The sequence below is a fragment of the Flammeovirga kamogawensis genome (assembly GCF_018736065.1).
Taxonomy (GTDB): domain Bacteria; phylum Bacteroidota; class Bacteroidia; order Cytophagales; family Flammeovirgaceae; genus Flammeovirga; species Flammeovirga kamogawensis.
This window is the reverse complement of record NZ_CP076128.1, coordinates 2,726,114-2,752,500: the sequence shown is the minus strand read 5'-3', so window position 1 is coordinate 2,752,500 and position 26,387 is coordinate 2,726,114. Positions and strand designations below refer to the sequence as shown.

The 26,387-nt window shown below is 33.0% G+C and carries 25 protein-coding genes and 2 rRNA genes (1 of these 27 cut by a window edge); 14 read left to right on the top strand and 13 right to left on the bottom strand.

Features of this window, described 5'->3' with window-relative positions:
• Positions 1-2,230, top strand: a 23S ribosomal RNA gene (locus KM029_RS11005) (it extends 647 nt beyond the left edge of the window).
• Between the two features lie 123 nt (positions 2,231-2,353).
• Positions 2,354-2,465 (top strand): 5S ribosomal RNA (gene rrf, locus KM029_RS11000).
• A gap of 171 nt (positions 2,466-2,636) precedes the next feature.
• On the opposite strand, the gene KM029_RS27025 is transcribed toward rrf, so the two are convergent.
• Entirely contained in the window at positions 2,637-2,771 is a 135-nt protein-coding gene (locus tag KM029_RS27025) for a hypothetical protein (protein ID WP_260412625.1), read from the bottom strand.
• A gap of 10 nt (positions 2,772-2,781) precedes the next feature.
• A complete protein-coding gene (locus KM029_RS10995) occupies positions 2,782-3,771 on the bottom strand; it encodes a LuxE/PaaK family acyltransferase (RefSeq protein ID WP_144073328.1) in 990 nt (329 codons plus the stop codon).
• Between the two features lie 141 nt (positions 3,772-3,912).
• Here KM029_RS10995 and KM029_RS10990 point away from each other — a divergent pair, with 141 nt between their 5' ends.
• A complete protein-coding gene (locus KM029_RS10990; protein ID WP_144073327.1) occupies positions 3,913-4,539 on the top strand; it encodes a hypothetical protein in 627 nt (208 codons plus the stop codon).
• Between the two features lie 50 nt (positions 4,540-4,589).
• Here the strand turns inward: KM029_RS10990 and porT are convergent, their stop codons facing one another.
• Entirely contained in the window at positions 4,590-5,393 is an 804-nt protein-coding gene (porT, locus tag KM029_RS10985; RefSeq protein ID WP_144073326.1) for a type IX secretion/gliding motility protein PorT/SprT, read from the bottom strand.
• The gene (ubiE, locus tag KM029_RS10980; RefSeq protein ID WP_144073325.1) at positions 5,342-6,067 is read right to left on the bottom strand and encodes a bifunctional demethylmenaquinone methyltransferase/2-methoxy-6-polyprenyl-1,4-benzoquinol methylase UbiE; all 726 of its coding nucleotides are present in this window, start codon (positions 6,065-6,067) and stop codon (positions 5,342-5,344) included. Before ubiE ends, porT begins: the two co-directional genes overlap by 52 nt.
• 197 nt (positions 6,068-6,264) lie before the next feature.
• Here ubiE and KM029_RS10975 point away from each other — a divergent pair, with 197 nt between their 5' ends.
• Positions 6,265-8,640, top strand: coding sequence for an OmpA family protein (locus KM029_RS10975; RefSeq protein WP_144073324.1), 2,376 nt, complete (start codon positions 6,265-6,267; stop codon positions 8,638-8,640).
• Between the two features lie 39 nt (positions 8,641-8,679).
• Positions 8,680-11,418 (top strand): OmpA family protein, encoded by a 2,739-nt coding sequence (locus KM029_RS10970; RefSeq protein WP_144073323.1) that lies wholly within the window; start codon positions 8,680-8,682, stop codon positions 11,416-11,418.
• Between the two features lie 77 nt (positions 11,419-11,495).
• Here the strand turns inward: KM029_RS10970 and KM029_RS10965 are convergent, their stop codons facing one another.
• Genes KM029_RS10965 through KM029_RS10950 form a run of 4 tightly spaced genes read right to left on the bottom strand, consistent with a single transcriptional unit; the run spans position 11,496 to position 13,997 of the window.
• The gene (locus tag KM029_RS10965; protein WP_144073322.1) at positions 11,496-11,912 is read right to left on the bottom strand and encodes a BrxA/BrxB family bacilliredoxin; all 417 of its coding nucleotides are present in this window, start codon (positions 11,910-11,912) and stop codon (positions 11,496-11,498) included.
• Between the two features lie 33 nt (positions 11,913-11,945).
• Entirely contained in the window at positions 11,946-12,293 is a 348-nt protein-coding gene (locus KM029_RS10960) for an iron-sulfur cluster assembly protein (RefSeq protein WP_144073321.1), read from the bottom strand.
• Positions 12,294-12,320: 27 nt separating this feature from the next.
• Entirely contained in the window at positions 12,321-12,758 is a 438-nt protein-coding gene (locus tag KM029_RS10955; RefSeq protein WP_144073320.1) for a SufE family protein, read from the bottom strand.
• Positions 12,759-12,776: 18 nt separating this feature from the next.
• A complete protein-coding gene (locus KM029_RS10950) occupies positions 12,777-13,997 on the bottom strand; it encodes a cysteine desulfurase (RefSeq protein WP_144073319.1) in 1,221 nt (406 codons plus the stop codon).
• A gap of 218 nt (positions 13,998-14,215) precedes the next feature.
• Here KM029_RS10950 and KM029_RS10945 point away from each other — a divergent pair, with 218 nt between their 5' ends.
• On the top strand, positions 14,216-14,647 hold the full coding sequence (locus KM029_RS10945) for a MerC domain-containing protein (RefSeq protein WP_158631031.1): 432 nt from the start codon (positions 14,216-14,218) through the stop codon (positions 14,645-14,647).
• On the opposite strand, the gene KM029_RS10940 is transcribed toward KM029_RS10945, so the two are convergent.
• Genes KM029_RS10940 through KM029_RS10930 form a run of 3 tightly spaced genes read right to left on the bottom strand, consistent with a single transcriptional unit; the run spans position 14,644 to position 16,957 of the window.
• Complete coding sequence (locus KM029_RS10940; RefSeq protein ID WP_144073317.1) at positions 14,644-15,084, bottom strand: hypothetical protein; 441 nt, start codon at positions 15,082-15,084, stop codon at positions 14,644-14,646. The two genes, KM029_RS10945 and KM029_RS10940, sit on opposite strands and share 4 nt — an antisense overlap.
• A 4-nt stretch (positions 15,085-15,088) precedes the next feature.
• Positions 15,089-16,309 (bottom strand): ABC transporter permease, encoded by a 1,221-nt coding sequence (locus tag KM029_RS10935; RefSeq protein ID WP_144073316.1) that lies wholly within the window; start codon positions 16,307-16,309, stop codon positions 15,089-15,091.
• 6 nt (positions 16,310-16,315) lie between these two features.
• The gene (locus KM029_RS10930; RefSeq protein WP_144073315.1) at positions 16,316-16,957 is read right to left on the bottom strand and encodes an ABC transporter ATP-binding protein; all 642 of its coding nucleotides are present in this window, start codon (positions 16,955-16,957) and stop codon (positions 16,316-16,318) included.
• A 247-nt stretch (positions 16,958-17,204) separates the two neighbouring features.
• Here KM029_RS10930 and KM029_RS10925 point away from each other — a divergent pair, with 247 nt between their 5' ends.
• The 6 genes from KM029_RS10925 to trpC all read left to right on the top strand — a co-directional run bounded on the left by KM029_RS10925 (position 17,205) and on the right by trpC (position 23,666).
• Positions 17,205-19,112 (top strand): outer membrane protein assembly factor BamB family protein, encoded by a 1,908-nt coding sequence (locus KM029_RS10925; RefSeq protein ID WP_144073314.1) that lies wholly within the window; start codon positions 17,205-17,207, stop codon positions 19,110-19,112.
• Positions 19,113-19,248: 136 nt separating this feature from the next.
• Entirely contained in the window at positions 19,249-19,596 is a 348-nt protein-coding gene (locus KM029_RS10920) for a cytochrome c oxidase assembly factor Coa1 family protein (protein WP_144073313.1), read from the top strand.
• 262 nt (positions 19,597-19,858) lie between these two features.
• On the top strand, positions 19,859-21,265 hold the full coding sequence (locus KM029_RS10915; RefSeq protein WP_144073312.1) for an anthranilate synthase component I family protein: 1,407 nt from the start codon (positions 19,859-19,861) through the stop codon (positions 21,263-21,265).
• Positions 21,266-21,298: 33 nt separating this feature from the next.
• Positions 21,299-21,865 (top strand): anthranilate synthase component II, encoded by a 567-nt coding sequence (locus KM029_RS10910; RefSeq protein WP_144073311.1) that lies wholly within the window; start codon positions 21,299-21,301, stop codon positions 21,863-21,865.
• 16 nt (positions 21,866-21,881) lie between these two features.
• Positions 21,882-22,868, top strand: a complete 987-nt coding sequence (trpD, locus tag KM029_RS10905) for an anthranilate phosphoribosyltransferase (RefSeq protein WP_144073310.1) — start codon at positions 21,882-21,884, stop codon at positions 22,866-22,868.
• A 15-nt stretch (positions 22,869-22,883) separates the two neighbouring features.
• The gene (gene trpC / locus KM029_RS10900) at positions 22,884-23,666 is read left to right on the top strand and encodes an indole-3-glycerol phosphate synthase TrpC (RefSeq protein ID WP_144073309.1); all 783 of its coding nucleotides are present in this window, start codon (positions 22,884-22,886) and stop codon (positions 23,664-23,666) included.
• Between the two features lie 4 nt (positions 23,667-23,670).
• Here the strand turns inward: trpC and KM029_RS10895 are convergent, their stop codons facing one another.
• Complete coding sequence (locus tag KM029_RS10895) at positions 23,671-24,063, bottom strand: hypothetical protein (protein WP_144073308.1); 393 nt, start codon at positions 24,061-24,063, stop codon at positions 23,671-23,673.
• A gap of 104 nt (positions 24,064-24,167) precedes the next feature.
• On the bottom strand, positions 24,168-24,467 hold the full coding sequence (locus KM029_RS10890) for a hypothetical protein (RefSeq protein WP_144073307.1): 300 nt from the start codon (positions 24,465-24,467) through the stop codon (positions 24,168-24,170).
• A 35-nt stretch (positions 24,468-24,502) separates the two neighbouring features.
• Between KM029_RS10890 and KM029_RS10885 the strand changes: the two genes are divergently transcribed.
• Positions 24,503-25,168 carry a phosphoribosylanthranilate isomerase gene (locus KM029_RS10885; protein WP_144073306.1) on the top strand — a complete coding sequence of 222 codons (666 nt, stop codon included), beginning with the start codon at positions 24,503-24,505 and terminating at the stop codon, positions 25,166-25,168.
• Positions 25,169-25,176: 8 nt separating this feature from the next.
• Positions 25,177-26,361: a tryptophan synthase subunit beta gene (gene trpB, locus KM029_RS10880; protein WP_144073305.1), complete on the top strand. Its 1,185-nt coding sequence runs from the start codon at positions 25,177-25,179 to the stop codon at positions 26,359-26,361.
• Positions 26,362-26,387: the final 26 nt, after the last annotated feature.

The window sequence follows — 26,387 nt, the reverse complement described above, 5'->3', positions numbered from 1 at the left end:
CGAAAGCGAGTCTTAAGTGGCGTTAAAGTTAGTGTAGGTAGACGCGAAACCAGGTGATCTACCCATGGGCAGGTTGAAGTTGTGGTAACACACAATGGAGGACCGAACCGGTTGACGTTGAAAAGTCTTCGGATGACCTGTGGGTAGGGGTGAAAGGCCAATCAAACCTGGAAATAGCTCGTACTCCCCGAAATGCCTTTAGGGGCAGCGTCGGATGAGTTTGATGGAGGTAGAGCTACCAATTAGATGCGGGGGAGTCATATCCTACCAAATCTAGATGAACTCCGAATGCCATCAAACACTACCGGCAGTGAGGGCTAGGGTGCCAAGGTCCTAGTCCGAGAGGGAAAGAACCCGGACCATCGTCTAAGGTCCCCAAGTGATAATTAAGTTGAACTAAGGAGGTTCAGTCGCTGAGACAGCCAGGATGTTAGCTTGGAAGCAGCTATTCATTCAAAGAGTGCGTAACAGCTCACTGGTCGAGCGACAGAGCATCGATAATGATCGGGCATAAATTATCCACCGAAGACATGGATTTGTGCGTAAGCACGAGTGGTAGGGGAGCATTCTGACAGGGTTGAAGCAGCATGGTGATGTGTTGTGGACTTGTTAGAAAAGCAAATGTAGGCATAAGTAACGATAAGGCAGGTGAGAAACCTGCCCGCCGATAGACCAAGGTTTCCTGGGCGACGCTAATCGTCCCAGGGTTAGCCGGGACCTAAGGGGATTGCCGAAGGGCATACTCGATGGATATCAGGTCAAAATTCCTGAGCATCCGATAATACTGATGGAGTGACGGAGTGATGCAGTATCTGCGTGCTGACGGAATAGCACGTTGAATAGTGTACCTATAGGGACTATAGTTAAATGCGTAGTCCTTGGGGAAACTAGACAGTACATAGCGACTACGGTCAATGTGATAACGATACGAAACGCTTCCGAGAAAACCTTCTAAGATTATATTATTGGATCCCGTACCCCAAACCGACACAGGTGGTTAGGATGAGTAATCCGAGGCGCTCGAGTGATTCATGGCTAAGGAACTAGGCAAATTAGCCCCGTAACTTCGGGAGAAGGGGCGCCTACTTACTTTGTAAGAGGCCGCAGCGAAGAAGTCCAGGCGACTGTTTAACAAAAACACATGGCTATGCGAACTCGAAAGATTCAGTATATAGCCTGACACCTGCCCGGTGCTGGAAGGTTAAGAGGGGGAGTTAGTTTTAGGACGAAGCTCTGAATTGAAGCCCCAGTAAACGGCGGCCGTAACTATAACGGTCCTAAGGTAGCGAAATTCCTTGTCGGGTAAGTTCCGACCTGCACGAATGGTGCAACGATCTGGACGCTGTCTCGGCCATGAGCTCGGTGAAATTGAAGTAGCGGTGAAGATGCCGCTTACCCGCAACGGGACGAAAAGACCCCATGAACCTTTACTGCAACTTAACGTTGGCCGTTGGCCAGGAATGTGTAGGATAGGCGGGAGACTATGAAGGAGTGTCGCCAGGCATTTTGGAGTCATTGTTGAAATACCGCCCTTTCCTGTTTGACGGTCTAACGAGCGTATGCTCGGACATTGTTTGGTGGGTAGTTTGACTGGGGTGGTCGCCTCCAAAAGAGTAACGGAGGCTTTCCAAGGTTCCCTCACGACGGTCGGCAATCGTCGGAAGAGCGCAATGGCATAAGGGAGCCTGACTGCGAGAGAGACATTTCGAACAGGCACGAAAGTGGGACATAGTGATCCGGTGGTACCGCATGGAAGGGCCATCGCTCAAAGGATAAAAGGTACTCTGGGGATAACAGGCTGATCTCCCCCAAGAGCTCATATCGACGGGGAGGTTTGGCACCTCGATGTCGGCTCGTCACGTCCTGGGGCTGGAGAAGGTCCCAAGGGTTGGGCTGTTCGCCCATTAAAGTGGCACGCGAGCTGGGTTCAGAACGTCGTGAGACAGTTCGGTCTCTATCTGTTGCGGGCGTAGGAAATTTGAGAGGCTCTGACTTTAGTACGAGAGGACCGAGTTGGACACACCTCTGGCGTACCGGTTGTTCCGCCAGGAGCATCGCCGGGTACCTATGTGTGGAGCGGATAAGCGCTGAAAGCATCTAAGCGCGAAACCCACCTCGAGATGAGATTTCCATATAAGGGTTGTTATAGATGATGACGTTGATAGGCTTCAAGTGTACGTGTAGAGATACATTCAGCTGAGAAGTACTAATCGCCCAAAAGCTTTTCTTTTACGGTTAGCACTCTAGTAATAGAGTGCTAGCAAAGTTTTTCCTTTTCACTGTCAAATAACTGATTGTTATTAGTTATTTTGTATTAGTGATTAGATTCGATAATCAAAGACATTAAGAAATTGATGGTGTCAATGACGTGGGTGTTCACCTCTTTCCATTCCGAACAGAGCAGTTAAGCCCCACAGTGCTGATGGTACTGGGTTAACCCCCGGGAGAGTAGGTCGACGCCACATTCATTATATATAGAAGGTTAGTTAACACATGATGTTGACTAACCTTTTTTTGTGGCTATACTTTTTATGGAATAGTAGTAGTCAGAAGAATTTTATAACAAACTAAAAAGCCATAGGATAATTAAATATCTTATGGCTTTTTATTTATCTGGAATAGAGATAATTTATTCTCTATTGATTAGTTTCTGAAAGGATACTAGCCTTTTGAATATCATTACTAGCATAGGTAGGACACGTTTTATATGTTCTACAAGAAGATAGACCTAAAAGTAAAATTCCAGAACAAAGGATTAAAAAACGTTTCATTATTAAATTTTTATTGTACCATCAAATTACAACCTCTAATATCAGTATTATCAAAGCGACCTAAAACATAGAAATGATTAGAATCTTTTCCAGGAGCGCCAATATCTTTTGTTTCTATAAAACAACAAGACTCGATATTACCAAGGTCAATTATATTTATTCCACCTCTAATGGAGTTAGAAAGTGAAAAAGGATCATTTATCTCTCTGAAATAAACTCTCATCCAAGGAGGAGTAACAAATTGTTCATCACCTAAAGAATAACCTTGTGATAAAAGTTCTGTCATTCCATATTCAGAATGAATATTATCAGAATTAAAGGCATTTTTAAGTTGCTGATGTACTTCACTTCTTGTTAATTCTTTTCTTTTACCTTTCATTCCTCCAGTTTCCATAATAATTATTTTAGAAAAGTCTGAAGGAAATTTCTCAGCAAAATCAAGTAAAGCAAATGTAACTCCCAATAGAATAGCTTTTTCACCATTCTTTTGTATTTCTCGCAATTTATGGGCCAACCTTTCTAAGTCATTTAAGTAAAAGTCTGATTGATTTGCAGACTGTTCCATAAAATCACTTACCATACAGACTAAAGAAGCGTCTTTTCGTTCTAAATAGCTAGGTAAAAGAGCTAAAATATGTACATCTTTTAAAGAACCATAAACCTCTTGAAAAAATGTAGAAGTAATATTTTTGTAATGGTTTAAATCAGAAACATAATGTTTACTACGAATACTTCCTGTTGTTCCACTGCTCTGAAAAGTCCTTTCAACCCTAGAATTATTACAAAGTACCTTTTGGGTCTTAAAAAATTCAATAGGCATAAATGGAATATCAGTAATCTTATGTATCTTATTAGGCGAAACTCCAAGATATGAAATATACTGACTATATATAGGATTGTTTATTGCTTGGTAATTAAAAGCTTCAAGAGTAGCTTTTTCAAACTCTGAATCTGTCTTAATAGAAAATATTTTTTTCTTGAATTGATCAATGAATTCCATCTATTGTTTTTAAGAATTAAAGGAAATGATTTTCATAATAGTCAGAAACTAAAAGACTATGGTACTAATTATTAAGTAAAATAGTAAATTATCTGTTCTTATTTTCGACCACTAAATTTAAATAATCAATTTATAATTAATATGATTTCACGAAGATATATAACACAATATATAAAGCAACCAAGCTATTTGTTAATGCTTATGATGTTAGCATCATGCTTCGGTGAACCTGAATTTCCTTTAGAGCCTGAGATAGAATTTGCATGGATTGAGAATTATACGCCTACAGAGCTTAATGATAGTGTATATATAGCATTAACTTTTAGGGATGGTGATGGTGATTTAGGTTTGTCAGAAGATGATGTAAATGGTCCGTATGCACCTTATGAAGAAGATAAGTTGCCAGAAGATACAGTAGCAAATAAATATCACAATAATTATTTTGTTTCTATTTTAAGAAAGGAAGACGATGGAGTGTATAGACCTGTAGTTTTTGAAGCAGAACAAGATTTTAATGGTAGATATCCTAAGTTAAATGACTCTGGTAGAGATAGACCATTGGAGGGGGAATTAAGGTATGGAATTGTATTGTATTATGATGGTGTACTTCAATCACCATTAAATAAAGGAGATTCAATAAAATTCACGATTAATATTGCAGATAGAGCATTAAATGAAAGTAATGAGATAATTACTGCCGGAATTGAAGTGGGAACACCAAAAGGAAAAGATGAGGAACAAGAAGAAACAGCAACACCTACTGATTAACTAAATTAAAAAGTAGGTGTTAAATTTATAAATGTATCCTTTATTATCAATTAACCTTCGAAATTGATGATAAAGGATATTTTATGTTGTCTAATAGCATCAACATAAGGCATGAATATAGATTCTTGAGAATTGTCTGCAACATTTAACAACCCGTGTGAAATACGAATTTCTGGAGAAAGACAAAACATTTTATTATAAATGTGCATGCCAAACCCCCATGTAAAAGACATGTTGAATTTTTTCATGTTGATGTAAAACTCTTCAGTAGGGGAATCCTGTTTTATTGCAACAGTATAAGAAGGAGTAAAACCACCTAATAAATATAATCTGTGATTTTTTCTTCTATCAGATTGATATTTTAATAAAATAGGAAAGTCCAATGTAGTATTAGATTGTAATTGATCAAGATCTCTTACATCAATTTCACTGCCATCATCTTTAAAAGTTATTTCTGAAGTAAAATTACGAGCATAAAAAGTTACATTCGGAGAAAAACGTAAAGCCCAATGATTATCTTTTGATAAGTTGACATTTAACAAGAAACCCAATAAAAAACTCATTGTATTTTCAGGATTTACAGTTAATAAATCTTGAGGTTGACCAGAGTTATCATAATTTATTGCTTTCTCGTTCATCTTAACACCAGTTGGCGTAGAGACTAAACCAATTTGAAAACCATAATGAAGTTTTTTCTTATCGAAGTTTGATAAGTTATATATAGTACTTGTCTTTCCTTTTTGTTGAGCGTGAGATTTAGACATAAATCCAATGCTCAACAATAAGAAAAAACATGTAATAATTATTTTTGTCCCGTATATACTGAACTTATTCCAAATGTGAGTGATGTACATGTTACAGATTTATAGCCTAGCTTATTTAAGATATCTGTAAATGCTTTACCATAAGGAAAGGCTTCAACAGATTCTGGTAAGTAAGTGTAAGCTGAGTTATCTTTAGAAACAATTTTTCCAATCATTGGTAAGATATTCATAGAATAAAATCTATACAATTGTTTGAATGGAAAAGATTGAGGTTGTGAGAACTCAAGTACAACTAGTGTGCCATTAGGTTTTAATACTCTTTTGATATCAGTTAGACCCTTTTCTAAATTTTCAAAATTTCTTACGCCAAACGCTACAGTTACAGCATCAAAAGAATTATCTTCAAAAGGTAAATTTTCAGAATCTCCAATTTGTAGATCAATAAATTTAGATAAACCTTTCTTAGCAACCTTCTCTCTTCCAACTTCTACCATACCAGCAGAAATATCTGCACCAGTAATTTTCTCAGGTTTTAATGTTGCCCAAGCTTGAAGTGCAAGGTCTCCTGTTCCGGTAGCAACATCTAAAATAGTTTTAGGTTGAGATTTTTTTAATTTATTAATAGCAATTTTTCTCCAGTAGATATCAATACCTCCACTTAAGACTCTATTCAATAAATCATAATTTGAGGAAATATTATCGAACATATTTGCTACTTGTTCTTTTTTTCCTTCGTTTCTATCTTTATATGGTAATACCGCCATTTTTTTGCAATTTTTTCTCCGTCAATACGTTAGTGTAACAGATATCACTTATATTGTACCGCATTATTCCTATTGTAATGCTTAGTACGCAAAATTACACTTTTCATTTCTATGAACAATGCATATTGCATAAAACCTTGAAATGTATGATTTTGTTTACATATTCTATTACTGTTTAACAAACGAACTAAACTTTTATGAGATACTTTCAAACTCAAGTACTCTTACTTTTTATTTTATTATTTTCATTAGCAGCTTCAGCACAAAAAGTAAAACATTCTTCAACATTTAAGAAACATATTAAGTATGCTGAAGAGTATATGGATTTTGAAGAATATCATAATGCTGTAGAATTATTATTAAAAGTTGAAGAAGAAGGTAATTCAGATCAAGAATGGAACTATTTAGTAGGTATTTCTTACTTGTTTTCTTCTAATCTAAATAAAAGTAAATCACTTAAATATTTACAAAAAGTAGTTGATAAAGAAGAGTACCCTGATATTCAATATTATTTAGCCAAAGCTTTGCAATACAATCATAAATTTTCTGAAGCAAAAGAAATTTATGAGAGTTTTCTAACGTATAATCAATATTTAGATGATGATGAGATTGAAGATATTACATTTTTAAAATCTCAATGTGAAACAAGTATTGAATTAATGAATGACTCGTTAGAAATGTTAATCATTAATTTAGGACCTAATATTAATACGGAGTACCCTGAAATTGCTCCTGTATTATCTGCAGATGAAAGAACATTAGTCTTTACATCAAGAAGATCTGATAGTCACGGAGGAGAAATTGACCCTGTTTCTGGAATGTATTATGAAGATATATATATATCTAGAAGAGATGATAATGGAAATTGGGAAAAGGCAGAACCTATCGGAAAAACAATTAATACCTCAGGCCATGATGCTGCAGTAGGATTATCACCAAGCGGTAATACTTTATTTTTATATAAAAGTGACAATAAAGCAAGTAGTAAATTATTAGCAGGAAACATTTACATGAGTGAATGGAATGGTGTAAATTGGTCTAAACCATCTGCATTACCTAAAGGGATTAATTCTGATAACTGGGAAACTCATGCCACGTTAACTGCAGATGGTAAATCATTGTATTTTACAAGTAATCGTTCTGGTAAAGATGCATTTGGGGAAACTGATATTTATGTAGCTCATAAAGATGAATTTGGAGCTTGGGGAGAACCTACTAACCTAGGTGAAAATATTAACACGAAATTTCCTGAAGAAAGTCCTTTTGTTCACCCAAATGGAAAAGTTCTTTATTTCAGTTCTAAAGGGCATAAAGGAATGGGAGGCTATGATATTTTTTATTCTGAATGGGATGAATATAAAAAGGAATGGAGTAAAGCAAAAAATATTGGCTACCCTATAAATACTGCTGATGATGATATATTTTATTCAATTTCAGCTGATGGAGAAAGAGGTTTCTTTTCTTCTATTAGAGATGATAGTGAAGGTGGACAAGATATTTATATGGCTATTATTCCATCTCAAACTATTAATGTTATTGCCTTAAATGGAGAAATAAGAGATGATGAATCAGATAATTTAATTGAAGCAACTGTAGAGGTTATTAATAATGAAACAGGTGAGGTTGTACATCATGAAGTTGCAAAAGGTGGAAAATATTTAATGTATTTAGAACCTAATCATGATTATGGCTTTAGAGTTTCTCATAATGGTTATTTATTTCATTCTAAAAATATCAACATAGAAGATCAAACAGACTATATTGAATTAGTTGAAAATATTAAACTTCAAAAAACAGCTGATCAGAAAAGAGAAGAATTAAAGAACATATTCTTTAGCTCATATAGTGATTTAGAAAATAAATCGTCTTATGAATTGAAAGCATTAGCTAATTATGTGAATCAGTTAGATGAGTTTATTGTAGATATTAGTGTGCACTCTGCTAGAGGTGCAGAAAAAGATTCTGTTGTGAACCTAAATGTGACACAAGCACGAGCAGAAGCAATTGTAAAATCACTAACTCAGCTAGGAATATCAATTGATAAAATTTCAGCTAAAGGATATGGATGGCAACATCCGGTAGCTTCTAATGAGACGAAGACAGGAAGAATGAAAAATGAACGTATTGAATATGTTGTTAGAACTCCTGAAGAATTAGTAGTTTTTGAAGAAGTTGTAGAAGAAGTTCCACTCCCTGTAATTGTTCCTGAGTTAGGTGAAGTAATGGATATAAAAGGAATAATTACATTTGCGGTTTCTAGTAATTCGATCACACCTGAAAGTTTTTATGTAATAGATCAGGTAGTAAATGTGATGGATAAGTACCCAAATTTAGTAATTGAAGTAGGCGGACATACCGATAATACGGGAACATCTTCTTTTAACTATATTTTAGGTGAGAAACGTGCAAGAATAATTGTTCAACAATTAGTAATTTTGGGAATTGAAAAAAATAGGTTGAAATATAAATCATATGGTTTTGATTCTCCTATTGCTGATAATAATACAGAAGAGGGAAGAATGAAAAATCGTAGAATTTCATTCACCCCGTTAGAATTTTTAAATGAACAATAAATTAAATATTAATCAAACTACGAAACTCTCTCACTCAACATGAAAAGCTACCCAATCATTAACTTGATTTTTTTACTACTACTATGTTACAACGTAAGTGCTCAAGAAAAACAGACTTCAGGTAAAGTAAAAAAACAATTAAAAGAAGCAGAAACATATTTAAAATTAGAGGAATATCATTTTGTAGAAGAAGAAATGATGGAAGCTGTTAAAATAGCTCCAACTGATCTTTTATGTCAGTATTATTTAGGTATTTCAGTGTTTAATTCTCCTACTAAAAACAGAGTAGATGCATTATCACACTTTGAGTTAACATACCAAAAGGATAATAACTTTAGACAAATTAATTATTGGCTAGGTAAAAACTATCAGTTATTACACGAGTTTAAGAAAGCTGAAGAATTTTATAAGAAAGAAAAAGATCTTTTTACAAGTTTATCAGAAGATCAGCTTAAAGAAAAGAAGAAGCTACCTGGTTATGTAAATTATAGTATTGCTGAACTTGACAGATTTATTGATCAATGTAAAAGAGGTAATAATTTTATGGCAGAAGTTGATGATAAATTACTGCTAAACTTATCTTTAGCAAATACTTACCTTCCAGATATTACACCAATTATTACTGTTGATGGTCAGCGTTTGTATTTTACGTCTCATCGCCAAGATATTTCAAGTCACCATGAATTAGACCCTCATGACCAATTACCTTATCAAGATGTATTTTACATGGATAGAAGAGAAGATGGTTTTTGGGGTACACCTAAGGAATTTAAAGAGATTAATACGGATGAGCATGATGCTGCAATAGCATTATCTTCAGATGGAAAACAGTTATTTCTTTACAGAAGTGTAGGAGCGAGTACTAATAACCCTGGAGACATCTATGAAGTACATAATAATAATGGTACTTGGACGGAACCTCAACCTGTTTCTGCACCTATTAATTCTGCTGCAATGGAAACGCACATGAGTATGTCTAGTGATGGTAATGTAATAATATTCACTAGTAATAGAGAAGGTGAAGGTGCTCAGGGAATGCAAGATTTATATATTCTTAGAAAGCTTCCTAATGGAGATTGGGCAATGCCTCAGAATATGGGAGATAAGATTAATACACCTTTAAATGAAGAGTCACCATATATTCACCCGAATGGAAGAACACTATATTTTAGTTCTCAAGGGCATAATAGTATTGGTGGTTATGATATCTTTAGAGTTGATATTGATTTGAAATCAGGTACTCTAGGAGAATTAGAACAATTAAAATACCCAGTAAATTCTGCTAGTGATGATCTATTTTATGTAATGTCATCAGATGGTTCAGAATCTTATTTTTCTTCTGTAAGAGAAGAAGGTATGGGAGGTTATGACATCTATTGTGTGAAAAATAATGAACATAATAGGCGTAAGGTGTTGTTTTTAACTGCTAAAGTGAAAACATCGGATAACAGGAAAGTAAAAGCAAATGTAAAGCTTATCAATATTAAGACTCAAGAGGTTGAGAAAGAGGAAGTCATCTTATCTCAAGATGGTAAAATTGAATGGATGCATCGTTGTGCAGGAGATTATGGGATTGAAATAACAGCAGAAGATTACATGTTTAAGTCTGATCGTATTGATTTTGATACGTTTAAAGAACCAACTGTAACTTTAGATATTACTTATAATCTTCAAAGATTTGATCTTAATAAATCAGAACCTCTTTTTAATATTTATTTTGATGAATCAGAGATTAATATGTCAACTTCTAGATCTGAACTTCAATCTTTTAAAGATTTTACTGACAATTATCCAAACTATAGTTTTGAAATAGTAGGACATTCAGATTTTGAGGATTCTAAAAGTAAATTGGTTCAGGAGTTTGAATCAAAAACTAAAACAATGGAGACTCTAGAAGCATTGTCTACACTAGGTATGTCAAAAGAGAATCTCGTAAGTGAGAATATAGGGTATGGCTCGAAATTTCCACTTTATACTTCTTCATCTTCTACACATTGGAAGAATAATAGAATGGAGTATATTATTCGTCCTAAAGGATATAGGAAAATAGTATCTAGAGCATCAGATTGTAGTGCTGTATCATATGATAAAACATCTTATGATTTTGTAAATGATAATGAAAGTATTTTAGCATCATTACTTTCAGAACTAAAACAATGTGCTTACTTAGAGTTAGTGGTCACACATGATGGATCTCAGAAAGGTTTAGATAGAGCAAACGAAATTTTAAAATACTTTGAAGATAATGGGATTAATAGAGAACAACTATCTACAAAGGTTAAAGTAGGTAGCAATGTTACTGTTAATCTAAGATATATTCAAGATCAAGTGGCTGAAGATGGCTATGTAAATTATGATCCTACTCATGATAATGAAGAAGTAGCCATGGTTGCAGGAAATCCGACTCCTATATCTAATAATGAAGATTTGGCTTTTGAAGCAAGAATTGAAAATTTAACTATTCAATTTCCTTTTGGCTCAGAAACATTTGATGCAAAAGAAAATGCAATCTTAGTAGAAATCAAAGATTATTTAAAGCTAAACCCTAGTAAGTCGTTACAGATTACAGGACATACAGATAGTACTGGTCCGGAAGTTTATAATGATTACCTAGGCTTACAACGTGCAAAATCAATTGCTTTTTTCTTTAAAGATATAGAAAACCCTAACCGAATTACAGTTAAGAGTAAAGGAGAGTTGGAACCTATTGCATCTAACGCAACGAGAGAAGGAAGATATGAAAATAGAAGAATTCAGTTTAAGTTTAATGTAAAATAATTACTGAAATTCATTACATAAAAAAATCCCATTAGACATAAAATCTAATGGGATTTTTTATGTAATGAACAATAAAATTAGTCTACATATTCATCGAATACAGCTACTAAATGCTCAGCAATCATTTCAGCAGAACGACCTTCAATATGGTGTCTTTCTACAAAATGAACCAACTCACCATCTTTGAATAAAGCAATTGATGGAGAAGAAGGAGGATATGGTAACATTAATTCTCTAGCTTTAGCAACTGCTTCAGGATCTACACCTGCAAAAGCTGTTGTTAAATGTGTAGGCTTTTTTGGAGATGTTGCTACAGCGTGAAGAACACCTGGGCGACAAGTACCAGCAGCACATCCACAAACAGAATTAATTACTAAAAGTGTAGTACCAGGTTGAGCAATTGCTTCTTCTACTTGAGCAGCAGTTTTTAGATCTGCAAAACCGTTGTCTGTTAACTCCATTTTCATTGGAGTAGTTAAATGTTCAGGATACATATTGTTTGTTATATTATTTTTTATAAATCTATTTTACATAAAGCCAAGTTCTAACTTTGCTTCATCAGACATCATATCTGTTGTGTAAGGTGGTTCAAATGTAAGTTCAATTTCTACATCTGTAACACCTTCAACTTCTTTTGTTGCTAACTGAATTTCGCCAGGAATTTGTTCAGCAGAAGGGCAAGAAGGTGTAGTTAAAGTCATTAATATATGTACCTTGTTTAAAGGAGGAATTATATTAATATCATAAATTAAACCTAACTCGAATACATCTACAGGTATTTCTGGGTCGTAAACTGTTTTTATAGCTTCGACAACCTTTTCTTTTAAAGCATCTGTGCTTATAGGTTGGCTTGTTTCTTTATTTTCTTCAGTCATGACTGTACTATTTCTGTTTTAAAAGGATTAACTTTTAGCACTATAAGCAAGTGCATAAAACTTCATTTGTTTTATCATAGAAGCAAATCCATTTGATCTTTGAGAACCAATTACACCATTCATTCCAATTTTTTCGAAAAAGAATAAATCAGCATTAATGATTTCTTGAGGAGTACGATTATTTAAAACACGAATTAATAAACTAATAAGACCTTTAGTGATATCAGTATTACTATCTGCAGAGTAAATAATTCGTCCTTCTTGAAAATCTGTAGTTAACCAAACTTTAGACTGACAACCTTTAATTAGATTTTCGTCAATCATATATTGCTCGTCTAGTTTAGGTAATTCTTGTCCAAGTTCCATGATGTAGAAAATTGTAGACTCTCTATCACCATCAAGCAAATCGAAATCATCAATAATTTCGTTTTGAACTTCTTCTATATTTTTTGTTGCAACTGTCATAATCTTACACCTTAATTATTAACCAAACATTTTTACAATACGTACTAACCCCTCTATAAAACGATCTACTTCTTCGAATGTATTGTATGCAGAGAAAGAAGCTCTTATTGTTCCTTCTAAGCCATATCTTGCCATAAGAGGCTGAGTACAATGATGTCCAGTTCTTACTGCAATGCCACGAGCATCTAGCATCATACCAACATCATAGTTATGAATATTCTCAATTATAAATGATAAAACACAAACTTTGTTTTCTGCTTCACCAATTATTTTTGCAGTAGGAACTTCTTTTTTTAATTTTTCTGTAGCGTATTTAAGAAGTGCAGCTTCATGAGCGGCCATTTCTTCCTTACCCCATTTATTGATAAATTCAATAGCTTTACCAAATGCGATAGTATCTGCTATATTTGGTGTTCCTGCTTCAAATTTATATGGTAATGTATTAAATGAAGTACCATCAAAAGAGACTTCTTTAATCATTTCACCACCACCCATGTACGGAGGCATATCATTTAAAATATTTTCCTTACCGTACAAGAATCCCATACCTGTTGGCCCAAACATTTTATGAGCAGATGTGACAAAAAAATCACAATCTAGTTTTTGAACATCTATCGGTAAATGAGCTGCTGATTGAGCGCCATCAATAAGTACTTTAGCGCCAAAAGCATGTGCCTTTTCAATAATTTTCTCTACCGGATTAACTGTACCTAAAGCATTAGAAGCATGAACAACTGCAACAACTTTCACTTTATCAGAAAGCATTTTTTCAAACTCCTCAAAGATAATTTCACCTTTGTCAGAAATTGGAATAGGTCTAACTGTTGCACCTTTTTCTGCAGCAATTAATTGCCATGGAACAATATTAGAGTGATGCTCCATTGTTGAGACTAATATCTCATCACCTTGAGATAGGTTTGCTCTTCCGTATGTTTGAGCTACTAAATTAATTCCTTCAGTTGTACCACTTGTAAAAATAATTTCCTCAGATTTAGCTGCATTGATAAACTTTTGAAGTAATGTTCTAGTTTCTTCAAATGCTCCTGTAGCTTTATCTGCTAAAGTATGTGCACCTCTATGTACATTAGAGTTATATTCTTTATAATATTCTTCTAATGCATCAATAACTACTTTTGGTTTTTGGTTTGTTGCACCATTATCAAAATAGGTTAATTGGTGACCATTTACCTCAGTACTTAGGATGGGAAATTCTTTACGAAGTTGTTCAACGTCAATCATTTTTTCGTCTTATTTAGAATAAATCTACTTCTAATGAAACCGCAATTTTGTATAAAAGTTTGTCATCTTCAAGTTTCTTCACATATTCATTCTAAATAAATGATAAAAAAGAAGATTATATGACGATTTGTTGATATTTAAGAGTTATTATCTATTTGCAACTTGATGTTATTTGCAACATGTTTGCATTTTTAAAAAGGAAGCATTTATTTTGTACTATGATTAAAAGACTTCAAGATAAAGTAACACAGTATGCAGATCAGATTGGATTTACAGGATCATTATTCTGTTTAATTCATTGTATCTTAACATCTGGTGTTATTGTAGTGAGTTCAGCAATGTCTCATGTTCACGAAGCTCATAGTCATGCTCACCAAATTGATTTTTGGGGAATATTAGACCTTTCTATGATTGCTATTAGTGGAATTGCAGTTTGGTTTGCTAGTAGAAAAACACATACTCCAAGTTTAAAGTTTGGAATGTGGACTTCTTACATGGTGTATGCAGTTACAATGCTAATAAAATATGTAGGTTATGAACCAACATGGTTAGCAGTTACATCTTATGTAGCATCTTTACTATTAATTGCTTGTCATCTAATTAATTTAAGACAAGCGAATCATTGTGAGAATAAAGTTTGTACTGTTTAGTTTTCTACATCTATAACTTTAGCAGCAGATAATTTATATATCAAGCTATAAAAGTCATCTCTATTTAAATTTAACCTTCCTTTTACTGTAACTTTTTTGTTTACCAAACTTTGTTTTTTAGGCATGTCTAGTTCTATTACAGTTTCAGGGCCTGCATTTCCGCAAAAAAAGCAATTGGCAAATGGCATATATGATAATATACTTGTGCCATTTTCACTATCTACTGGTAGAATATAACCACTTATTGTAATTATTGATCCATCTATCATTTCAACTTCTCCACCAAAAATGGGTTCCGATACTTCAAAGCCTAATGTTTCATCCATTGATGTTTTCATTTCAACATGGCTTAAAGTTTTCCAAACATCTGTAGATGTATTTTGAGCAGTACAATGGATAGAGAAAAAAGTAATTATTGATAAAAAATATAATTTCATGATTTTATTCTGATAAAGCTTGAGAGATATTTGTTTTTGCTGCTTGAATAGCGGGTACTATTGATGCTGTAAAACCAACAATCAGTGTTCCAATAAATAAATATATTTCGCCAGTAACAAATGCAGTTCCTCCAATATTTAATGTTGCTAAGGTGTCAACCTGATGTGCTGCAATGAAAATACTTAAATGACTTAAACCAATTCCAATACTAAAACCTACTAACGAGCACAATAATCCTTCTATCAATAATAATCCAAAAATATAAGATTGAGGTGTACCTAGTGATCTAAGATAAGCAAGCTCATACTTTCGTTCTTTTAATGAGTTATAAAGTGATATAAAAATGCTCAAACCAGAAACAACAATTATTGCAATAGCCAAATATTGTAAAGCAGTAATTGCATTCTCAACTAAGGATAATAGTCTTGCAGTTTCATAAGAAGGAAGTGCTGCTTGCATAGATGTTTGCTCATTTACCATTCTAGGGAGTGTAATTGCCCCCATTGGGTTTCTAAATTTAATAAGCATTGTTGTAATTTGCTTATCAGGAGTATCTTCTTTTTTATCAGAAAGGTTACCATAATTTGCTTTACTCTTGCTTGAATGTTTATGAACATCCCAAATTGATTCTAAACTAGTTAATAATAATTGGTCGATAACAGTTCCTGTAGGTTTTAAAATACCAACAATTTTAAAATGTTCCTCTTCATGATCATGTCCTCCTTCGCCCATACCATGCGAACTATGAAAGTCATCTCCAATTTTAAGATTTAGCTTTTTTGCAGCTGTAGCACCAATAGTAACTTCTAAAGAGGTGTGTTCTCCCCATAGTTTACCTTTTTCTAATTCACCTTTATAGAGATCTACATATTCATGAGTTGTTCCCACAATTCGGTGCCCTTTAAAACTATCACCTAAAGATTGAGGAATCGCTTTAGCAACAAGAGGGTGTTTTTTGAGTCTACTAGCATCTTTTAAGGAGATGTTCCCTGTTGGGGTATCGACTTGATAAATAGCACATAAAATAAGCTGAAGTGGGCTTCCTTTTGCACCTAGTACCATTCCTATTCCTGCTTGATTTTTCTTTAATGTATTTGAAAAGTAATCTTGAGTGAGTAATAAAGCAGAAATAATACTTACTCCAAAAGCAAACAGGACAAGATTTAAAACAGTACTCATTGGCTTGTGCCAAAGGTTTTTCCAAGCAAACTTAAAGATGTTCATGTGGTATTATTGTAATGACTTTAAAGTCAAGATATTTTCTTTGAATTCGTTTTTTAATCTACTGTCATGTGTGACGATGATTAAAGCAGTATTTTCTTCAGAAGATAATTCTCTTAGAAGTTTAATTACCTCAGTAGCATGTTTATCATCAAGACTTGCAGTAGGTTCATCAGCAAGTAGTAAAGAGGGCTTATTAATTAAAGCCATTGCTACAGATAATCGTTGTTTTTCACCTTCACTCATGTGTTGAGGTGATTTGTTGATATGCTTTATAATTCCTAGTCTATTTAACAGTTCTTTTACTCTTTCTTTATCAACTGTATTTCCTCCAATTTTCTGAGCAAAATGTAAATTTTCACCAACTGTTAATGCACGAGCAAAGTGAGGTTTTTGAAATATTATTCCAATGTGTCTCCCTCTAAAACTATCCATTTCTTTACCCTTAAACTTAGCAATATTCTTATTATTGATTATGATATCACCTGTAGCAGGTTGTAGTAAACCTCCAATAAGATGTAGCAATGTTGTTTTACCACAACCAGAAGGTCCAATTATCAGCATTTCGTTACCTGCTTCTAAAGTAAAGTTTTCAAAGCTTATTTCAGCCCCTTTTGGATAGATAAATTTAAGTTGATTGGTATGGATCATACATATAAGTGATAATGGAAAGCGAAAGTACTAGAGTTTCTTTTAAAAGTAATAATTTAATCTCTAAAATATTGATAATAGGGTTATTTGTAGTTTTATGTGAATTATTTTAATAAATGTAAATATTTGAATTTCCTTATTGTTAGAAGCTATTGTTTTTTTTCTAGTTTTAGAAAAGCAAACCATCAACTTCTTTAAACAGGTATCTGCTATATAAAAACTAAATAACATCTATTAAATTACTACGATGAAAAAGTATTTTTTAACTATTTTACTCTCTTTTTTGAGTCTTCTGATCTATGCTCAAAAAACAGCTGACTGGAGTTTCGATATTGAAGGAAAAGAAAAACAAATATTTGTACATGACTTTACAGGTATTGCAGTTTTAGAAACAACAAAGTTTTATTATGGAATTGATCCAGTAAATAAAACACAGCTTTGGAAAATTGAAAAGAATGTAACTAATGAGGCTCTAAATACAGCTGGGGATATTTCTAACATGGCTGGAGCGGATTTAGGAATTGATAAATTTGCAAAAAAATCATGGGATCCAGTTCCAAATTCACCACTAGTATCTATTGATCAACAATTAGTAAACGTAAAAACAGGTGAAATTCTAGTTGCATCTGGAGGTTATAAAGAAGTTTTAAAAAGTAATTTCTTAGCTGGAGCTTTTGCTACAGTTATAGAAGTAGTTACAGAAGATAACCAAAGAAAGCTTTTTAATATTGATTTAAATACTAAAAAGGTAGCATGGGAAACAAACTTAGGTAAATATTCTACAACAGCTCAATTTGTAGATAAAACATCTTCTATTCAATCAACAGCTTTAGCTCCAAAAACAACTAAAAGCGGAGACTTAATTTATAAAGAGAAAAAAGATTTAGTTCTTTTTGATGCTAAAACGGGTAAAGAAAAATGGAGATTAGATTGTAACCCAGGTTCATTCTTTTTGAATGATGCTGAAGATATTGTAGTGGTAGTAGAAGCACCTTCTAATTTTACAAAAGGAGCATCACCTTATGCACCAAAATTATCAAAGAAAATAATATCAGTAGATCTATCAAATGGAAAACCATTTTGGAAGAAGCCAATCAAATTAGAAGATAATTTTAGAAGTGCTCAAAATGTAAATGCAAACGAATTCTTAGTAAACTATGGTTCAGGTGTAAATATTTATGAGTTCAAATCTGGAGATCAACGTTGGAAAAAAGGTTATAAGGCTAAAAATGTAAAAGAAATCAATCAGAAAGAAGGTGAAGAATTAGAAGTTTTTTACTCGAATAAAGTTATGATGGTTTCCGCAAAAGATGGTGAAGAGCTATGGAAGAAACCAATTAAATATGACATGGATGAAGATATCGAAGGTGGTGTAATTAAGAGAGAATATGAGAAAGGTATCTTAATGGTCCACGGTAGAGGTGTTGGTTTCTATGATAAGAAAACAGGTAAGAAAAAATGGTTTGCTAAAATTGAAACAGACAAAGTAGCATTTAATGACTCTGAGAATATTGTAGCAGCTCTTGATAAAAAGAAATTGTACTTATTCAATCCTAATTTAATTGAAAAGAAATTAGATAAATTGAAATTAGATATTGAAAAGCCAAAAGAAATGGTTGCTTTTGAAATCCTAGATAACAATAAAGGTTATTTTTTAAGAGGTATTCAAGAGTATCTAACTTTAGATATGGATGGTAATGTATTAGGGCAAGCTTACTTTAAACAATTATCTTCAGACCGTTTATTAAAAGCTGCTTTAAATGTATCGTCAGTTGTGTCAGCTCAATTATCTTATAGAAAAACAACAACTGAAAATGGACAAAAAGTTACATATGCTTATTTCCAAGACCCAGCAATGTCACAAGCTGCAGCCGATGTAAGCGAAGCTCAGAGAGAATCCTTAAGAAAATTAAAGGCTGAATCATCTCTACATGGTAAATCTGAAGCAAGTAAATACTATGCTTACTTTATGGAAGGTCTTAAAGGAGAAGATGGTACTTCTTTAGAGTTTGTAAAAGTAGAAAAAGCTACTGGTAAAGAAGCATCAAGAGTAAGTGTTGGTGACAATAGAAAGGTTGTTTATAAAATTTTACCATTGCAAAGCTTACTGTATGCAGTTGTAGATGGTAAATTAAACGCTTACATCTTAGAATAAAGGATTTAATTTTTAGAAGTTGAGAAAAAAAGTTGTCTTATTTAATAGGGCAACTTTTTTTCTTATTTCAGATTAAAGTCATTAGTTACTTTTTAGCATTTGATTAAATTACCCAATTAGAATTCTATCAAAAACTATGAAAAAGAAACTTATATTGTTGGGAGTGTTTGTTGGGAGTATATATGTGCTATTCATGGCTATTTTTTACTTTTCATTTGAATCAATTCAAGAAACTCCAGCTTATCATCATGCTTTAAAAGAAATAAGGTCGAGTACATTAATAGCAAATAGAATTGGGGCTATTAATTCTATTGATAAATGGGATAGTGAGGGTAGTGTAGAAATAGAAAATAATTCTACAGATGGAAAAGCTTATTTTGTAATTCCAATACAAGGAGAAAAAGATAGTATACATGTTTCAATATCATTATTTGAAAATGAACATGGTAATTGGATTGTGGAAAATATGAAGGTATTAGATTAAATAATATCTAAATTCAATATGATTTATTATAAAATTGAAGATTTGATTGCGAATTTCATTCTTAATTCCTAGTTTTATTGCGAAATGATAAAAACAGAAAAAAATATCGTAAAGTCATGGTGGTGGCGCTCAGTTTCAACTAATTGAGTGATTGTCCGCGTACAGGCTTTATTTTAAAATATAGATTTTAAAAAGCTCGCTGATTCACTCAGTGGGCTTTTTTTATGTTCTGAAATTACTATACAAAAAGATTTTATAAAATATGTATCGATTTATCAACACACATGCAGAATTACTTGCAGATACTGTTACTCCAGTAAGTATTTACTTAAGAGTAAGAGATAGATTTGCAAATAGCTTATTATTAGAAAGTTCTGATTATCATGGAGCAAATAATAGTTATTCATTTATTTGTTGTGAACCTGTTGCAGAATTTTCTGTTCACGATAAATTATTAAGAGTTCAATACCCAAATCAAGAAGAAACGAAAAGAGAGTTACCTACTCATGAGGAAGCACTAGCAGAATTATCACTTTTTTCGAAATCATTTGAATACAAGCAAGATGAAAATCAAAAGTTTGCATCACATGGTTTATTTGGATACATGACTTATGACGCTGTTCAATCTTTTGAAGAAATTGAATTCGATGCTGATAAAGTAGATACTGAAATTCCTCAAATTAGATATCAAGCATTTAGATATGTAATTGCGATTAATCATTTTAAAAATGAGTTGCATATTTTTGAGCATATCCCAGAAGGAGAAGACTCAGAAAGTAAAATTGAGGAAATAAAATCATTAATAAAGAGTAAAAACTTTCCTGCATATCACTTTAAAAGAGAAGGTGAAGAAACTACGAATTTTACCGATTCAGAATTTTTAGAAATACTGAAAAAAGGAAAAGATCACTGTTTTAGAGGAGATGTTTTTCAGATCGTATTATCGAGAAGGTATCAACAAGATTTTCAAGGAGATGAGTTCAATGTGTATAGATCACTTCGTTCTATCAACCCTTCTCCTTACTTATTTTATTTTGATTACGGTACATATAAAATCTTTGGTTCATCTCCAGAGGCACAAATCATTATAAAAGATAAACAAGCTACTATACATCCAATTGCTGGTACTTTTAAACGTACAGGAAATGATAAAAAGGATGCTGAAATAGCTCAACAATTATATGATGACCCTAAAGAAAACTCAGAACATGTAATGCTTGTTGATTTAGCTAGGAATGATTTGAGTAGAAATGGAGATAATGTGAAAGTAGAAGTTTTTAAAGAAATTCAATACTACTCTCATTTAATTCATTTGGTATCTAAAGTAAACGGACAATTAACAGAAGGAACAGACCCTTTAAGAGTTGTTGCTGATACTTTCCCTGCTGGTACTTTATCTGGATCGCCAAAATATAAAGCGATGGAGTTGATTGATAAATATGAAAATGTACGTCGTAGTTTTTATGGAGGAGCGATTGGTTTTATGAGTTTTGAAGGAGACTTTAACCATGCAATTATGATCCGTTCTTTTTTAAGTTTAGATAATAAACTACACTACAGAGCAGGAGCAGGAGTAGTAGCTCAGTCTTCAGAAGAGAGTGAGTTACAAGAAGTGCACAATAAATTGGCCGCTTTACGTAAGGCACTAGATATGGCTGAAGAACTTTAATTTATAATAGAGAAGAAAATTTAGAAGAAGGATATGAAAATTTTAGTTCTTGATAATTACGATTCGTTTGTGTACAACTTAGTACATTACCTAAGAGAGTTAGGACAAACTGTTGATATATATAGAAATGATAAAATTACTTTGAAAGAAGTAGGAAAATACGATAAAATATTACTTTCTCCAGGGCCAGGTATTCCTTCAGAAGCGGGAATAATGCCAGATTTATTGAAAACCTATGGAGAAACAAAAAGTATTTTAGGTGTTTGTTTGGGGCATCAAGCTATAGGAGAAGCATTTGGAGCAACATTAGAAAACAACCATCCTTTACATGGGGTGCAAGATAGTGCTCAAGTGGTAACTCCAGAAGCAAAATTATTTCAAGGTATTCCAAATACTTTTAAAATTGGTCATTATCATTCTTGGGTGATTAATTCAGATAGTTTAGCTGGAACACAATTAAAAATTACTGCTCGTGATGAAAATGGGTTTGTAATGGCTGTTCAGCATAATAAGTTTGATGTACAAGGGGTTCAATTCCATCCAGAATCTGTATTAACAGAACATGGAATGGATATATTGAAAAATTGGGTACAAGGTTAATCTTATAATAATTATCATGAAAAAAATACTAAACAGACTTTTTGAATACGGGTCTTTATCGGAACAAGAGGCTAAAGCGACATTGACAAAACTGGCACAAGGAGAGTTTAATCCGAGCCAAATAGCTGCATTTCTTACTGTATATTCTATGCGTAGTATTACGGTAGAAGAGTTAACAGGCTTTAGAGATGCAATGTTAGAGTTGTGTTTAAGAATAGACTTAGATGACTTTGATGCTATGGACCTTTGTGGTACTGGTGGCGATGGTCAGGATACATTCAATATCTCTACTTTATCTTCTTTTATAGTTGCAGGAGCAGGACAAAATGTAGCTAAACATGGAAATAATGGAGTGTCTTCAGTTTGCGGATCGTCAAACTTAATGGCTCATTTTGGGTATGACTTTACAAATGATGTTGATACTTTAAGAAGGAATTTAGATGAGGCAGGGATTTGCTTTATTCATGCTCCTTTGTTTCATCCAGCAATGAAAAATGTAGCTCCAATTCGAAGAGAATTAGGTGTTAAAACGTTTTTTAATATGTTAGGGCCAATGGTTAATCCATCATTTCCTAAAAAGCAAATTGTAGGTGTATTTAGCCTAGAAATTGCTCGTTTATATGGTTATTTATACCAACAAACTGAAAAGCAATTTGCTATACTTCACTCTTTAGATGTATATGATGAAATATCGTTAACATCACCTTTTAAGATTATTACAAAAGAAAGTGAGCGCTTATTAAAACCAGAAGATTTAGGTTTACATTATCAAACTAAAGAATCTTTATTTGGTGGTGGTACAATTGCAGAATCTGCAAAAATATTTACTGATGTATTGGAAAATAAAGGTACAGTTCCACAACAAGAAGCCGTTCTAGCAAATGCAGGGGTAGCAATTGCAACAGGCAAAGGTTTAGCTTTTGAGGAAGGTGTGGCTCAGGCAAGAGAATCATTAGAATCTGGAGCTGCATTAAATGCATTTAAAAAATTAATTAATTCCTAAAGAAGAGTTATCAACATGACAATTTTAGATAAAATCGTTGCTCATAAAAAGATTGAAGTAGCAGCAAGAAAAGAAATAGTATCTATTTCAGCTTTACAAGCTAGACCATTATTTGATAAAGAGCCTGTTTCTGCAAAAGCATGGATTGGTAGCCCTAATAAATCTGGAATTATTGCAGAGTTTAAAAGACAGTCTCCATCAAAAGGATTAATTAATGGAACATCAAGAGTATCTGATGTAGCAGAAGGTTATTTTAAAGCTGGTGTTTCTGCAATGTCTGTACTTACAGATCAAGAATTTTTTGGAGGTACTGTAGATGACTTATTAGCAGCAAGATCAGTTTCCCCTGTTCCAATTATTCGCAAAGATTTTATTGTAGATGAATATCAAATTATTGAAGCGAAATCAATAGGTGCTGATTTTATTCTTTTGATTGCATCTTGTTTAACACCAGCTGAGAGTAAGCAATATGCAGAAGTAGCAAGAAATTTAGGTATGCAAATTTTACTAGAAGTTCATAATCAAGAAGAACTAGAAGCACATGTTTGCGATCAGATGGATTTGATTGGGGTGAATAACCGTAACCTTAAAACATTTGATGTAAGTATTGAAAACTCTAAGAAACTTGCAGACCTTATTCCAAACGAGTTTGTGAAAGTTTCTGAAAGTGGAATTAGTAATATCGAAAATATAAAGGAGCTGAAAAAGTATGGTTATAAAGGCTTTTTAATAGGTGAAAACTTTATGAAGACAGATAACCCATCTAAAGCTGCAAAAGAATTTATAAGTCAATTATAATATATTAGAATAGACGTTTTTTATTAGCGTGGAATTTGATTCTATTAGATTGAGGGTAGTAGTCTATTATTCTATAATAATTGTCTTTAGAGCCTGGAATTAGAAATTTCCCTAATACTTTTATATCATTTAATTTGATGTAAACTTCAGAAGGGCTGTTTTCATTTCCATAAACAGTAACTCTTCCAGATTTATGGCTTATATCTATGGAATCAGCTTTTATTTCAATACCAGGATCAATAAAATAGGCATTTCCTCTAAGGCAGAGTAATCGTTTATCCTGATTTATAAAAGCACTATCAGCACTATATTCAAGAGACCTTTCTCTATCATAAAACTGCTGATTACAACCTATAAAAAAGGTTACTAATAATATAAGAGGAATTAAATGTCTCATGCTGTAATAAATCTCTAGGTATCAAATATACAGATTTATTACAGTATGTAGTAAATAGAATATATGCTCACTTGCAGATTATGAAGATTTCATGTGTAATAGAATCAGTTACTATGTATTGTATTTGTTGATTTGTCATAATATGAATTATATATTTTTATTGGATGTTCTTTTGATCCATAAAATGTAAGTATGTCATCAAAGAAATTAAATTTTGCACTATCATTTTCAAAATAATACTCTTTGAAGGTTGTCTTTATATTTCCTTTTAAAATATAAATGTCAGTTTTAGAATTATACTGAATATTCTCAACTTTAAAAGTGGGTTTTTCTAAAGTCTGTCCAAAGCTTGTTAAGCTTAAAGTAAAAAAGAATATAAAGAAAGATGATGTTAGGTTTTTCATTATTAGAGTAAAAGATTATAGAAATTTGCTGTATTATGCATAGAGACAAACAAACAAAGCAGGTCATCAATTGGAAAGTCTGCGGGATGCGAAATCAGGAAAATATTTATGATATTTTAAAATTATCTCCTGATTATATGGGTTTTATAATGTACCCTCCATCAAGTAGATTTATAGAGAATCAGGATGTTTCTTTTTTAGAGGAAAAGTGGGATGTTTCAACCAAAAGAGTGGGTGTATTTGTAAATGAAAAGATAGAAAAAATACTTTCCCAAAGTAAAAAATATCATTTTGATACAATACAATTACATGGTAGTGAAACACCGGAAATGTGTAGTATTTTAAAAGAAGCAGGCTATGAAGTTTTTAAGGTTTTTGGAATAAAAGATGAGTTTGATTTCTCTACTTTAACTCCTTATGAACCTTATGTAGATGCATTTTTGTTTGATACTAAAAGCCCAAAACACGGAGGAACAGGTAAAACATTTGATTGGGGAGTTTTAAAACAATATTCTTCTACAAAACCATTTATATTAAGTGGAGGAGTTTCTTTAAAAAATATAAAAGAACTTACAATTTTGGATCATTTACCATTTAAAGGGATAGATGTAAATAGTAAGTTTGAAATTGAGCCAGCAATGAAAGATATTGCAATGGTTACAGAATTAAGCGATTGGGTGAAATCCATCAACAAAAAATAATTAGACAAATGACTTACCAAGAACCAGATCAGAATGGCTATTATGGCCAATTTGGAGGAGCATACATTCCAGAAATGCTGTATCCAAATGTGAAAGAATTAAAGGATAATTATGAGGCAATGATTGCCGACCCTAAATTTAAAGAGGAGTTTGATGGATTATTAAAAGACTATGTTGGTCGTCCTACTCCACTTTATTTTGCTAAAAAATTATCTGAAAAATATGGTGCAAAGATTTATCTTAAAAGAGAAGACCTTAACCATACAGGAGCACATAAAGTAAATAATACAATTGGTCAAATTTTATTAGCCAAACGTTTAAATAAGAAGAAAATTATTGCAGAAACTGGAGCAGGTCAGCATGGTGTGGCTACAGCAACAGTTTGTGCTTTAATGAATATGGAATGTATTGTTTACATGGGAGAGATTGACATTGCTCGTCAGAAGCCTAATGTTGAACGTATGCGTTTACTGGGTGCTACAGTTATACCAGCAACTAGTGGTTCAAAAACTTTAAAAGATGCAACTAACGAAGCAATGCGTCATTGGATTAACAACCCATCAGATACACATTACATTATTGGATCTGTGGTAGGGCCACATCCTTACCCAGATATGGTTACTAAATTCCAATCTGTAATTAGTGAGGAAATGAAGTGGCAATTAAAAGAAAAAGAAGGAAAAGAAAATCCTGATTATGTAATTGCATGTGTAGGTGGAGGTAGTAATGCTGCCGGTGCATTTTTCCATTATTTAGATGAGTTAGAGGTAAATTTAGTAGCTGTAGAAGCTGCAGGGCTAGGAGTAGATTCTGGAGAGTCTGCAGCAACAACAGCACTAGGAACACCTGGAGTATTACATGGTAGTAAAACTATATTAATGCAAACTGAAGATGGTCAGGTTGTAGAACCTTATTCTATCTCTGCTGGTTTAGATTATCCAGGAATAGGACCTATCCATGCATTTTTATACGATTCTGGAAGAGCACAATTTAAGTATGTTACAGATGAGGAAGCAATGCAAGCAGGTGTTGAATTGAGTAGGTCAGAAGGTATTATTCCTGCCGTTGAATCAGCTCATGCATTTGCAGCTTTAGGTAAAATGGATTTTAAACCTGACGATGTAGTAGTTGTAAATTTATCAGGAAGAGGTGATAAAGATTTAGAGACTTATATGAAATACGGAAAGTATTAATATAAATCAAATTACAATATGAAATA